This is a genomic window from Desulfocurvus thunnarius, from assembly GCF_055390965.1.
The window spans coordinates 37,877-51,220 of record NZ_AP042411.1; the positions used below are offsets into that span (position 1 = coordinate 37,877).

8 protein-coding genes are annotated in these 13,344 nt (G+C 69.5%); 2 read left to right on the plus strand and 6 right to left on the minus strand.

The window, feature by feature from the left end; translation table 11 throughout:
* Window positions 1-47 precede the first annotated feature (47 nt).
* On the plus strand, window positions 48-1,880 hold the full coding sequence (locus tag ACZ5KV_RS00160) for a patatin-like phospholipase family protein (protein WP_464240320.1): 1,833 nt from the start codon (window positions 48-50) through the stop codon (window positions 1,878-1,880).
* A gap of 246 nt (window positions 1,881-2,126) precedes the next feature.
* Here the strand turns inward: ACZ5KV_RS00160 and ACZ5KV_RS00165 are convergent, their stop codons facing one another.
* From ACZ5KV_RS00165 to ACZ5KV_RS00190, 6 genes are all read right to left on the minus strand, one after another.
* Entirely contained in the window at window positions 2,127-3,149 is a 1,023-nt protein-coding gene (locus ACZ5KV_RS00165; RefSeq protein WP_464240321.1) for an electron transfer flavoprotein subunit alpha, read from the minus strand.
* A 23-nt stretch (window positions 3,150-3,172) separates the two neighbouring features.
* Window positions 3,173-3,976, minus strand: a complete 804-nt coding sequence (locus ACZ5KV_RS00170; RefSeq protein ID WP_464240322.1) for an electron transfer flavoprotein subunit beta — start codon at window positions 3,974-3,976, stop codon at window positions 3,173-3,175.
* A gap of 76 nt (window positions 3,977-4,052) precedes the next feature.
* Window positions 4,053-5,942, minus strand: coding sequence for an NAD(P)/FAD-dependent oxidoreductase (locus ACZ5KV_RS00175; protein WP_464240323.1), 1,890 nt, complete (start codon window positions 5,940-5,942; stop codon window positions 4,053-4,055).
* Window positions 5,943-6,000: 58 nt separating this feature from the next.
* Window positions 6,001-8,052 (minus strand): acyl-CoA dehydrogenase family protein, encoded by a 2,052-nt coding sequence (locus ACZ5KV_RS00180; RefSeq protein WP_464240324.1) that lies wholly within the window; start codon window positions 8,050-8,052, stop codon window positions 6,001-6,003.
* A 308-nt stretch (window positions 8,053-8,360) separates the two neighbouring features.
* Window positions 8,361-9,065 carry a thermonuclease family protein gene (locus tag ACZ5KV_RS00185; RefSeq protein WP_464240325.1) on the minus strand — a complete coding sequence of 235 codons (705 nt, stop codon included), beginning with the start codon at window positions 9,063-9,065 and terminating at the stop codon, window positions 8,361-8,363.
* A 224-nt stretch (window positions 9,066-9,289) separates the two neighbouring features.
* The gene (locus ACZ5KV_RS00190) at window positions 9,290-11,080 is read right to left on the minus strand and encodes a hypothetical protein (protein ID WP_464240326.1); all 1,791 of its coding nucleotides are present in this window, start codon (window positions 11,078-11,080) and stop codon (window positions 9,290-9,292) included.
* A 305-nt stretch (window positions 11,081-11,385) separates the two neighbouring features.
* Here ACZ5KV_RS00190 and ACZ5KV_RS00195 point away from each other — a divergent pair, with 305 nt between their 5' ends.
* Window positions 11,386-13,251: an ATP-binding protein gene (locus ACZ5KV_RS00195; RefSeq protein WP_464240327.1), complete on the plus strand. Its 1,866-nt coding sequence runs from the start codon at window positions 11,386-11,388 to the stop codon at window positions 13,249-13,251.
* Window positions 13,252-13,344 lie beyond the last annotated feature (93 nt).

Below are 13,344 nucleotides of genomic sequence, written 5' to 3' on the forward strand. Positions count from 1 at the left end.
GCTATGTCCTGCCCAGGGCTCCCCGCGGGAGCCCGAGGGGGGGACTCATGACGTACGACACCTGCACGGGACGCCCCGTGCGCGCGTTTTCCGGCGACGCCCTGGGGCTGGCCCTTTCCGGGGGCGGCTTCCGGGCCAGTTTCTTCCACATCGGCGTGCTGGCGCGTCTGGCGGAGCAGGACCGCCTGCGCGACGTGCAGGCCCTGTCCACCGTGTCCGGCGGGTCCATCGTCGGCGCGCTGTATTATCTCTTCCTGAAACGGCTGCTGGAGGAGAAACCCGACGCGGCCATCACCCGCCAGGACTACGTGGACCTCGTGGCCGCCGTGGAAAAGCGCTTCCTGGACGGGGTGCGCACCAACGTGCGCATGCGCACCTTCCTGAGCCCGCGCAGGAACCTGCGCATGTTCCAGCGCGACTACTCGCGCAGCGACCGCATCGGCGAGCTTTACGACAGCGTGTTCTACCAGGGCGTGCTGCCCGGGGCGGCCCCGGGCATGCTGCGCATGCGCGACCTGCGCATCCATCCGGCGGGCCGCGCCGGGGCCGAGCCCTTCCACCCCATGCGCCACAACGCCGCGCGCCGGGCCAAGGTGCCCGTGCTGCTCATCAACGCGACGGTGCTCAACGACGGCCACTGCTGGCTTTTCGAGGCCTCGACCATGGGCGAGCAGCCTCCGGCGGACCCGGCCTTCTGCGAAGTGGACAAGAACTTCCGCCTCTGCCGCCCCGACTCCTACGACAACACCGCGACCCAGAAGGACATGGAACTGGGGCTGGCCGTGGCCGCCTCGGCCTGCGTGCCGGGGGTTTTCCCGCCCCTGGCCCTGTCCGGGCTTTACGCCGAGGGCGTGCGCGTGGAGCTGGTGGACGGCGGCGTGTACGACAACCAGGGCGTCCAGGCCCTGCTGGCCCGCCGCTGCACCGAGCTTCTCGTCAGCGACGCCTCGGGCCAGATGGACGACGTGGCCGAGCCCGGGCCGAGCCTGTTTTCCGTCGTGCCCCGGGCCAACAGCATCCTCATGGACCGCACCCGCGACGAACAGCTTCTGAGCCTGCTGGGCGAGCACACCCCGCCCGCCACCCTGCTCCACCTGCGCCACGGCCTGCCCGTGCGGCGCATTCCCTGGATCGACGCCCAGGGCAAACCCGCCCGCGAACCGGGCAGCGCCGACACCGCGAACCCAGACCAGCCCGTGCCCGGCGTTCCGGCCGAGGTGCAGGACCTGCTCTCCCGCCTGCGCACGGACCTGGATTCCTTCAACGATGTGGAGGCCTACGCCCTGATGCTCGACGGGTACCGCATGGCGACCGCCCTGCTGCCCGGCGCCGGGCACGGGGGCCGGGACATGGCTGCGCCCGGACCTTCGCCCGAGTCCGTGCCCGACACTGACCCGCTGGCCCCGGAGCCGACAGCCCCCGAAGCCGCCTCCGGCCCCTGGGCCTTTACGGCCATCGCCCCGGAGTTCGACCGCCCCGGAGGCCCGGCCCAAGGGTTCCTGGACATCCTGCGCGTGGGTCGGCGCACGGTTTTCAAGCCCCTGGCCCTGTGTCGCCGCCTGCGCTACGGGGTTTACGCCCTGGCCGCCGTACTCGTCCTGGCCCTGCTGGCCATGCTGCGCGGCGGCGTGAGCGTGGGCGTGAGCCTGGGCTTCTGGCAGGCCGTGGGCCTGCTGCTGGGCGCGCTGGCCTTCTTCCTGCCCGACCTCGCCCGCGTGGTGCGCATCGCCAAATGGGCCCATACCCCGGCCCTGCTCTTCCGCCGCGCGGTGGTGCATGTCGTGGTCGCCCTGGCCGGTGCCGCCGCCGCCTGGGTGACCCTCAAATTCCTGGACCCGATCTTCCTCAAGGCCGGGCGCTATCCGCAGGAGTTCAAGTAGCGCTTGAGAATTGAAAGGCGGAAGTCGGGGATACACCCCAGAGCGCAACGCCTCCGGCGCCACAAGGTGCCCGGATTGGCAGAGACAACATATCAACATAACACGAAATCGTTGCACAACAGACAAGCCCCGGCGGAAACCGGGGCTTGTCTGTTGTGCAAAGGCGGGATGTCGTGTCGCCCTTGGGACCGGTGAGCACAAGGCGGGGAGTCGTTTCGCCCGAGTGCCTTCCCGGCTGCCCCCGCCCTACTCGCCGAGCATCTCGTTGACCTTAGCCATGACGGCGAAGGCGTCGGCGACATAGAGCACGTCGGCTTTGCCCTGGGCCCAGCCGCAGCCCGCGTCGAGGTTCACGGCGCGGCGTTCGGTGATGAAGCGCCAACCCACCACGTGGGGTTCCTCGCCGTGGCAGCAGGTGGCCAGGCCCTTCTTGTGGCGCGGGGTGGCGCCGGTCTGGCCGACCTGGTGCAGGTGCGTCAGGAACGGCAGCACGGACTGGCCCTCGCCCGAGAGGTCCACCAGAGACTTGGAGCTGCCCAGGGAGGCCTTGGTACGCTCCAGGAACCCGAGAATGTGCTCGGCGGCCTTGTCGGGGTGCGGCTGGCCGTCGGCCTGCTTCTTGGTCCAGCCCGCTCCGGCCACCAGCAGCATTTCCGCCTCGGGGCGAATGGTCTGCTCGTCGGCGGCCGGGGCGTCGATGCCCAGCACCTCGGTGCGCGGGGTCACGGCGGGCAGGGCCACGGCCTGGAGGCTGGCGCTGCCGCCCTGCCCTTCCTCGGCGAGGAAGCAGCATGGGGCCACGGTGATGACCCAGGGCCGCTGCTCGCGGGTCTGGGCGGCGACCATGCGCTGGCGGTAATACCAACGGCTGACCAGGGGCGCGCCGTTTTCCACGGTCAGGCCGGTGCAGTTGGAGTCCACCCGGCCGCCCAGGCGCTGGGCCACGCCGGGCAGGCAGCGCGCGAGGCGCGCCGTGGCCGGGGCGACGACCACCGTGGCCCCGGCGGCGCGGCACAGGGCCTCGCAGGCGGCGGCGTCGGTGCTGTAGCGCGAGGCGGCCAGGGCCTCGCCCTGGGCGGCGAAGAACGCTGCGGCGCCGCAGGCGGCGATGGAATCCGCCGCCGCCTGGACGGACCCGCCGAGCAGGCCCACGCTGAACCCGGCGCCCAGCCCGGCGGCCAGCCCTTTGGCGGCGGCCAGGGCCTCCAGGGCAGTGCGGCTCAGGGCGCCGTTGTCCTCGGGATGCGCGAGGTAGAGAATCTTTTCCATGTCGGTCTCCTGTGCGTGGGCCGTCAGCCCTTGATCCATTCCACGATTTCGCGGGCGATGTCGTCCACGGGGGTGTCCTTGACGATGCGCGTCTGGCGGCGGGAGCCGGGCAGTTCCACGGCTTTGTAGGCCACCCCGGCGGCGCCCACGGCGGCGGGCTGGGCCTTTTGCAGCGCGGGCATGATCAGACGCATGTTCTGCATGCCCACCTGGGGGTTGTTGGGCGGCTCGGGCAGGTTGCCCGTGGCCCAGCCGAGCACGGCGGGCGCGCCCGCGCAGCGCGAGCGCAGGTAGCCCCCGCCCTCGATGCGCTCCTTGACCTCGAAGGAGCCGTCGTCGGCCGGGCGCAGTTCGTCCACGCCCTGGAACTGCTCGGTGACGCCCAGGATTTCACCCAGGATCTGCATGGTGGCGCCGGTGCCGCGCGAGGCGCTGCTCCAGCCGCCGAAAAGCAGCAGCTTGTCCTTTTCCAGCCCGGCGATACCATCCACGGCCTTGGCCAGGGCGGCGGCGGTGTCGGCGGCCTCCACGAAGCCGCCCGCCGGGCCGTCCATGACCACCAGCTCGAAGGGCACCTTCTGGGCCACGTGCATCATCACCTGCTGGAGCTTGGCCTTGGGGCCGACGCTGACCAGCCAGACCTTGGAGCCCGGCACGTTTTTGGCCAGGTTCGCGGCCTCGAACAGGGCGTGGGCCGCCCAGGGGTCGAGCACGGCGGGCAGCATCATTTCGTTCTTCAGGGCCGGGCCGTTGGGGCCGGCCATGGGCTCCAGGGTCTGGAGCGGGTCGGGGACGATGCTCCCGCAGACCACGATATGGTAACTCATGAGGTTCTCCTTGGGTTCCGGGGCGCGGGTGCCCCGGCCGGTTCTCGTCGATGGATTCCTGCCGCCCCTGGGCCGGTCAGTTTTCGTTGGAATGCAGTCCCCCCGCTCCGGCGCCGAAGATCACGTTGGCCGTCTCGGCGTTGGCGGGATCGGCGGGGTCGGGGCGGGAGCAGTTCCACAGGCAGGCGCCGCAGTGGACGCACTTTTCACGGTCGAACAGCGGGGCCCCGGCCTCGGGGTTGGCGGTAATGGCCTGCCCGGAGCAGGCGCTGATGCAGACCTGCTCGGTACAGGCGGCGCAGACCGTGTGGTCCTTGAAGCGCACATGGTCGGCGTAGCCGGGCGCGGCCTGGACCTTGCCGCCCAGCAGCAGCGCGTCCTGGTGCGACACCAGAAGCTTGCCGTCGTATTCGATCTGCGGCCAGCCCATGCGGTCCATCACCGCGTCGTGCAGGCTGCGGCCCTCGGCGCGGCAGGCGGCGCGCAGCGTGGCCACTTCCGCCGCCGGGATGCGCCCCTTGCAGTAGCGCTCCAGGGGTGGAATGCGTTCGTGGGGCCGCTTGATGGCCGGGGACAGGTTCACGGAGCCGCCGGTGAGCCCGGTCAGGGCCATGCCCACCAGCCCCTGGATGACGCCCCACTGGAAGCCGTCGCGCGATTTTTCGGCCACGCGGGCCTCCTGCTCCACCCAGGAGCGGCGCCGCCGGGCCACATAGGCTTCTTCCAGATTGTCGCGGGTGAAATCGCGGCCCTGGCGCAGGAGTTCGAGCACGCCTTCGCCCAGCAGCACGCCCGTGGCCCAGGCTTCGTCCACCCCCGAGCCCGTGAGCACGTTGGTGGACCCGGAGCCCTCGCCGATGCGCGCGTAGCCGTCGCCCGCCAGGGCGGGCTCGCCGTGGCGGCCCCACTCGGCCAGACTTTTGGCGCCCCAGGAGCGCATGGTGCCGCCCTCCAGCCAGCGCCAGAGGTAAGGGTGGCGCATCCAGTGCTGGAGGTAGCGGTAGGCCGTGCGCACCGGGCTGTCGAACCACGAGGGCACGAAGATGCCCAGGGAGGCCACGCCCTCGGGGTAGACGTACAGGAATCCGAAGATTTCCGGCTCGGGAAAGCCCAGGGTGTGGATGACCGTACCGGGCGCGAGCGGGCAGCCTTCGGGGAGTTGCACCACGGCCTTCATGCCCAGGGCCCAGTCGCGCTGGCGGCGCCCGGCGGGCAGGCCCAGGGCGGCGTCGATGGCGCGGCCCACGGGGCCCACGGGCCCGTCGCCGACCACGGTCAGCGCGGCGGTCACGTCCATGCCGGGCATGAACCCGGCCTCGGGCTCGCCCGTGCGGCTCACGCCCTGGTCGGCCAGCCGCACCCCGCGCACGCGCCCGCCCTCGACGAGCGGCGCGGCCACGGGCGTGCCCGGCCAGACCTGGGCCAGCCCCGTGCCCATGACCTGCCCGCCCACCCACTGGGTGAACTGGCCCATGGACAGCACGAGCCCCGGCTCCTTGCGCAAAAAGGGCGGAATCCAGGGCAGTTCCATGGCCGCCAGGGTCTTGTCGTGCCAGGGCAGGCGCCGCGCGGCGGCCTCGGCGGCGCGCAGGGCCTTGTTGCGGCGGCTGGCGCCCAGGGGGTCGAAAAGATAGACGACCTTCTCGGAGGTCACGGCGTGGGCCATGGGGATGGCCGCGGGGTCCAGGTCTGGAAAGCTGGCCCGGATGGCCCGGCCCCGGGTGACCACGCCCGACACGCCGAAACCGATGTCGTCGGCGCGCTCGTAGCACATGATCTGCGGCGGCAGGCCGGGCATGACGCGCGACTCGGCCACGGGCATGCCGTCCTCGCCCATGAGCCCGCGCGTGAGGGTGGTCAGGAATCCGGCCACCGCCGGGCCGAAGCCCACGCACACGATGTCCGCCTCCATGCTCTGACGGGGCACTTCGGGAGTTTCAGCCTGGGGTTGGGATTGGGAAGTCATGGCTGCTCGGGGGTGAAAGGACGCGGGGCCGCCCCGTGTGGGGCGGCCCCGCAGGGGATTACAGCGGGTAGTCCAGGGCCTCGGGGATCATGACTCCGGTCAGGGCCTCGGCGGCGCGGTCCTTGGCCAGCCGCGCGCCGAACAGGGCCGCGTCCACGCCCTGGCGCAGGCGGGCGAACTCCTCGACGCAGGCGCCCCCGGCGACTTCGGCGCAGCCGTAGCCGTACACCAACTCGGCGCAGATGCGCGCGGCCTCGCCGGCGGCGCGGGCACCCTGCACGCAGGCCAGGTCGGCGTAGAACGCCGCAAGGCCCGGGGCGGCCTCGGCCAGCACCGGGCTGCCCGGCGCCTCGGCGGCCAGCACGGCCACGTCCTCGAACAGGAAGCGCGCGGCCAGCAGCCAGCCCAGGGCGTCGGCCAGGGGGAAGCTCACGCCCTGGCGCTTGCCGTGGTAAAGCTTGCGGCCCTCGCGGTCGGCGCCCTTTTGCAGGAAGTCCAGGGTCCACAGCCACATGTCCATGGCTCCGGCCAGGGCTTCGGCGCCCTCGGCGCCGCTGCGGCGCAGCCGGGCGCTCCACTGGCGCATGACTTCCAGGAACACGGGGTTGGTCATGGTCAGGCTCAGGTGGCGGCGTTGCACGGCCTCGGGGCCCTCGTAGGTGGCCTCGAGCTGGGCGTCCATCCACTTGTGGCACAGAAAGCCCGGACAGTCTTCGGTAATGCCGTAGCCGCCCACCAGGGACACGGCCTCGCGCATCACGGTGGCGCCCACGCCGGTGTTCCAGAGCTTGGTGCCGGGGTTGAGCACTCCGGCCAGGGCGTCCATGTACACGAACTGGGCCAGGGTGTCGGCCTCCAGCCCGGCCATGCGCGCGGGGTCGGCCTGCCCGTCGGCGTATTTCAGGCGCGCGTATTCCAGGGCGCGCTCCTGGCTGTCCTTGAGCACGGCCAGTTGCTTGCGGCCCTTGACGCCCTGCTCGGCGAACAGACGGTCCTTCTCGCGCTCGATGGGGTCGAAGCGGTCGGCAAGGCGCGCGGCGGCAAGGCCCAGGGAACTGCCCGCCTCGCCCGTGGCCCATACGTCCACCAGCCGTTGCAGGGCGTCCTCGTTCATTTGCAGGCCCAGTTCGTGGCGGCGGCTGCCCGGCTCGCCCACGGCCCCGCCCCGGAAGCGCTGGCGGTGGTAGCGGATGACCGGCTCCACGGCCGAAAGCAGCTTGGCCGAGGTCATGAGCCCCACGGGAATGCGCGTGCGGTGGAAGACCGAGGCGATGATCTCGCCGTGGCCGAAGCGCGGCACGATGACCCCGTCCACCACGTCGTAGCCGCCGATGATGCGCGAGGCGGGCACGGTCAGGCTCATGACGGGGTCGCGGGTGCTGGACAACTGGTGGACCATCTTGAGGGTCGGGGCGCCGCGGTCGAAGGTGCCGGGGTCCTCCTTCTCCAGGATGACCATGCACGAGCCCTTGATGCGCGGGTCGTCGGACTCCACGGCGGCGGTCACGATGTCGGCGAAGTCCATGTTGGTGATGAAGCGGCCGCGCTTTTCGACCTTGAGCATGGGCTCGGCGCCGTCGGCCCAGCTTTCCACGCGGATCTTGCCGCCCAGGATGCCCGTGTCCACGCCCACGTAGGGCAGCGGCTCGGTGAGGGCGAAGGCCGCGCGGCGGCAGACGCGTTCCTCCCCGGGCTGGGGCGGGGTGCATTGGGGCAGGTAGCGGGTGCGCTGTTCCTCGGTGCCCTTCTCGTGAATGGGCGCGAGGCCCAGGCAGCTCGCCAGGGCGCTGGTGGCGGCGCCGCCGTCCACCCAGGCCAGTTCCATGGCCACCAGGGCCAGGGCCAGGTTCTTGGGGCCTTCGATGAAGCCGCCCTGATCGGGGTCCATATAGATGGCCGTGAGTCCGGATTCGTCGAAGGCCTTGAGCAGTTCGGCCTTGCGCTCGGTCCATTCGTGGGTGTTGCGCGCGCCGTCGGCCACAAGGCGGGCCACGACGCTGCGGGCGATGGAGCGGGCCGACTGCACGGCCATTTGGAGATCGAAGCGGTCGGCGAAGCGCCACATGATTTGCCGGACGTCATCGCCCGGAAGAGTGCGAAGTGTTTCCATGCGTTGTAACCCGGTTCCGTTTGAGGTTCCGCAAAACGGGGGCCGAGAGGGGCCCCCGACGGCCCGAAAAACGGGCCCGCAAAAGGTGCCGTACGCTAAAACATGCCCGGGGCCACGTCAACCGCCTTTCCCGGAGAGCGAAGGCCAAAAATCAAGACGGGGCGCCACTTTTCGAGACATTATTGCGCCCGCAGACATACCGCGCGCCGGGTTGCTGGAACCGCAGCGCACCCGCTCCACTGCCTGGGGGCGTGCGGGGTCGTTTTCTCAGAGGCCTCGGCCGTCAGGGAGTCAGGGGGCCGGAGGCGTCAGGAGCCGGTGGAGGGGGAACGCCGGGGCCCGCCCTGCTCCGTCGGCCAGGGGCTGACCTGCCGCGCCGGGCAGAAGCCCTGGCGGAAGACGGCCTCCAGGTTCGCCAGGGGCACGCGGTTGCGCCGGGCCAGGGAGCCCGCCTCGGGGCTGCCTTCCGGGAATGCCCGCAGGGAACGCGCGTTGCCCACCCAGGGGCGTCCGGCCTGCGGCAGGGCCAGGATGCGCGGCCAGAAGCCGCGCCCGGCGTCCAGGGCTTCGTTTTGCGCCGCCAGCAGCGCGCGCGCCAATTCCGGCCACTCGCCCGGCACGGTGTAGACGAAGGCGAGCCCCTCGCGGACCATGGTTTCGTTCAGGTTCGTGCCGTCGTCCAGGCGGACGACGGCCAGCACGCGCCCGAAGCGGTCGTGCCCGCACGGGCCGGGTTCCAGGGTCAGGGCCCGGCCCCGGGTCAGCGCGTCCAGGCGTGCCCGGGCCATGTCTGCGCAGTACTGGTCGGGCGCGCCGTCCCGCCCCTTTTCGGGGCTGTCGATGCCCATCAGGCGCACGCTGCGCCCGTCGGTCAGCATCAGGGTGTCGCCATCGGGCACGAAGCGCGCCGTCACCCCTCCGGCCAGGGCCGCGCAAGGGCCCAGGGCCGCCACCAGGAGCGCCGCGCACAGCACCCTTCGCAGCAGCTTCGCACCGATGCATTTTCCGTTCATGGGCGCCATGTTAGCCCCGGCCGCGTCCGTCAGGCAATCGGGAATATGCCGGGGCGGGGTCCGTGCGGCAAAAGGCCGCGAAAATGAACGCGCCCCGGCCGCCCCCGGCCGGGGCGCGACCAGGGCCGCAAAGGTTCACCCGAGCCCCGGAGCGGGCTGAAAAGACGGGCAGACTGCCGCATTCTCGTTCTTTCATGGTCCGAGGGACGCGGGGCGCAATGCGCTTATTCGCCAATCATGCCCGCCATGGCCTCCTCTTCTTTCCCGGCGGAGTTCACGGCCGTCAGCGTTTCCCGCAAATCGCCGAGAGACAGGCCGAGTTCCAGCGAGAAGGCTTCCGACGCGGCATGCCGGTCGGCGTCCACATCCTCGATCGTTGCGGCATACACATCGTTCATCACGATTTTTTTCAAGCCGCTTTGCTTTTCCGCGTGCGTGGCGGTGCGCACTTCGTCCGGCCCCTGGCGGTCGCCCTCGAAGATGTACTCGTGCGAGGAAATCACGCCCCGGGTGGTCAGGTGCCCGCCCTCGTAGGCTTCTTCCACATGTTCCGTCCGATGCAACAGCGCGGGCCTCGCGTCCTCGGTCAGCCCCCCGCCCGTGCGCAGCAGGGTATCCTCGGGCGTCCGGTTCCCAGTGGCGGACTCCACGTCCCGCTGCCGGGCCACCAGCTCGCCCTCGCTGTAGATTTCGTTCGTCCATTCCAGGGTGTACGGTCTGTCTCCGTTGTTCCCCCTGGCGACATCCCCGGCGGTGTCGTACCTGCCGCTCTCCACGTCCGCCTTGAGCGCCTGCTTGAAGTGTCCGGAATCCGTCGCGGCCTGCGTCAGCCCCAGGGACAGGATTTCGCTCGCGTTCAGCGGCGTGTCGGCCGCGTAGTCCGCTTCGTCCACGTTCAGAAACTGCAACAGCGTCGGGCGGGTTTCGAGGTCGGTGTTCTCCCCGCGCTCCATCGTCAGTTCCCCCTGGCTGCGTTTGACTCTTTCGCCGTCGACGTACCAGGAGACGGACAGGCTCTGCCGATGCTGCACGCCGCTGCTGGAAAAGCTGTCCATCGTATCCGAAAACGAAACGTCGCGCAGGATATTGCCCTGGGCATCGTAAGACTCCACCCGCAGGAACAGTCGCGCTTCCTGGCGCGTCTGTTCCGTGGAGTGCGGGTCTCTGCCTGCGTTCACGGCGTCGCCGTGGTTCGTCGTGTTCTCGTAGCTGTTGGCCTGGTCGATGGTGATGCGCTGGGTCACGCGTCCGTCGGCATAGTCCGTGACCGTCGCGTAGTAGTCCGTCTTCTGGGTGTCCTTGGTCAGGCTCCCCGCGAAGTCGAGCAGCGACCACAGCGTGCCCTCGTCGGTCGGCTTGTCCTGCCCGCTTCCCCCCAGGCTGTCCGCAAGCTGCGCCAGGTTCAGCCTCTCGAACGCATCGGCGTTGGGCGTGCCGCTGTACGAACTGGACAGGCGCATCGACTCTTCCATCTGCCGCACGAGCTGCCGCCCGTCGAACCACTGGGTGGTGCGGGTCATCCCGGAGCTGCTCGTGACGGACAGGTCGCTGTCCAGCCCCGTGAAATGCGTCTGGATCTTCTGGGTCGTCCGCCCGGACCGGTCATAGACTTCCGTGGTCAGGTCGACCCCCGAAGCGCCAAGCATGCCGGTCGTCTTCCTGACGAGACGGCTGCCCGCGTATTCGAGCACCTCCACAGCGTCGCCCTTGACGGTCACCTTCAGCCGGTTGCCGTCCGCCGTGGTGCTCGCGCCGCTGGAAACCCCGAGCAGCTTTTCCCAGTACTCCTGGGCGGACGGCTTTTGTTCCGTATCGGCCTCGCCCGCCTCGGCGCCGGATTCGACGGCGGCGGCAAGGCGCGCCTTCGCCCGGTCGGAGATCGTCACGGTGTACGCATCGCCCCATGCCCCCGGGAACGCCTGCTCCTGCTGTCCCCGGTCCTGGGCGGCCGCCGTTTCATCGGCCGCGGCCTGAAGTCCGGAAGCCGATACCGCGCCGTTCAGCCCTTGAATCATGAGTCCCCTCCTTCGCAAGATCGCAATCCCCATTTGCAATGCTGGACAATATGCTATCGGTCGTGGTGTGAAAAACTTTATAGTTCAATGAGATGCGTATTCAGGTTCGCGCGTGTGGCAGGACCGCTCCCGGGTGTTTTCCTTTCCCGCCCGGCGTGTTATCCTCGGCGGGTTCCCGTCGGCAACGGCGAAACATCGCCCGGCGCGCAGTTTGCGCTCGCCCTGCCGGGCCTCTTTGTCGTATGCTGCATCGGGCGCCCATGACTTCCCGGCCCAGCCACCGCCACTGCAACCGGACAGAAACAATGAAGAGAACCATCGCCCGCGATATCGTCATCGCCCTCATCCTGCTCATCGGCGGTTCGGCCTCGCTCATGACGTTCTTCAACGCCCAGACCATGCTGCAAAACGAGAAGCGCCAGATGGAACGCCGGGCGGACGAGTACCTCTCCAACCTGCGCATCAGCATGGAGCTGCCCGTCTGGACCATCGACCGCGACAACATCCGCAACATTGCCGACTTCCACATGCGCAACGAGGACATGGCCATGCTGCGTGTGCTGGAATATCCGGACATGACGGTGCTCTACGAAAATTCCCGCCCGCGCGAGGGCGAGATCATCGCCCGCAGCGGCGACATCGTGCACGACGGCAACGTCATTGCCCGCGTGGAACTGGGGCTCTCGCCCGAAGGCTACGACAGCAGCGCGCGCAAGATGGTTTCCTCCACGTTCATCACCCTGCTGGTGGTGCTTCTGGTGGCGACCACCGTCACCGGCGCCCTGCTGCGCAAGATACTCAAGCGCCCGCTGGACGAACTCATCGCCGGGGTGCAGCGCATTTCCCAGGGCGACTACAACTACCGCATGCCCGATCCGCCCCAGGAGGAAATGCGGGCCATCGTCAAGGAAGTGGATGTCATGGCCCGCGAGGTGCGCAAGCGCGAACAGTCCCTGCGCGACCTGAACACCCAGTTGGAAAACGAGGTCCACGAGCGCGAGCGCACCGAAAAGGAAGCCCTGCGCCTGCACAACCTGCTCAAAAACGTCACCGACTCCATGCCCTCGCTGCTGGTGGTGGTCGACAACCAGGGCCGCGTGACCCAGTGGAACCCCCAAGCCGAGCACGAAACCGGGCGCCCAGCCGCCGAGGCCCTGGGCCTGCCCCTGGCCGAGGCCGCCCCGGAGCTGGCCGCCCAGGCCGACAACGTGCGCATGGCCACCGCCACCCGCCAGCCCCGCGAAACCCTCAAGGTGCCCGTTCGCCGCGACAAGCACATCCGCTACAAGGACATCACGGTATACCCTTTGCTGAGCGGCGACGTGGTCGAGGGCGCGGTGGTGCGCGTGGACGACGTGACCGAGCGCGTACGCATCGAGGAGATGATGGTCCAGACCGAGAAGATGATGAGCGTGGGCGGCCTTGCGGCAGGCATGGCCCACGAAATCAACAACCCTCTGGGCGGCATCCTTCAGGCCGTGCAGAACATGGAGCGCCGCCTCTCGCCGGGCATGCCCGCCAACGACCGCGTAGCCGAGGCCCTGGGCACCACGGTGCAGACCGTGCGCGACTATCTGGCCGAGCGCAAGATCCTGCCCATGATCGAGGGCATCCGCGATTCGGGCGTACGCGCGGCGCGCATCGTGCAGAACATGCTCAACTTCAGCCGCAAGAGCGAATCGCAGATGGCCCCGCAGGACATAAACGCCCTGCTGGACGACACGGTGGAGCTGGCTTCCAGCGACTACGACCTCAAAAAGCAGTATGATTTCAGAAAAATTCATATCAACCGCGAATATCAGGCCGACATGCCCTCCACGCCCTGCACGCGCACCGAGATCGAGCAGGTCATCCTGAACCTGCTTAAGAACTCGGCCCAGGCCATGGCCCTGACGCCCGTGCCGGGCCGCAAGCCGACCATCACCCTGCGCACCGGCGTGCGCGACGGCCACGCCGTCATCGAGGTCCGCGACAACGGCCCGGGCATGGACGAGGCCACCCGCAAGCGCGTGTTCGAGCCCTTCTTCACCACCAAGGACCCCGGCATCGGCACCGGCCTCGGGCTGTCGGTGTCCTACTTCATCATCACCAACAACCACGGCGGCCGGTTCCTCGTGGATTCCAGCCCCGACGCGGGCACGGTCTTCACCATCCTGCTGCCTTTGCGCTAGACGCCCGCACCCGGCGCCCCGTTCCCCCCGCTTCGCCCCGCGCAACGCGACACGGCCCGCCTCCGGAATTCCGGAGGCGGGCCGTGTGCATTG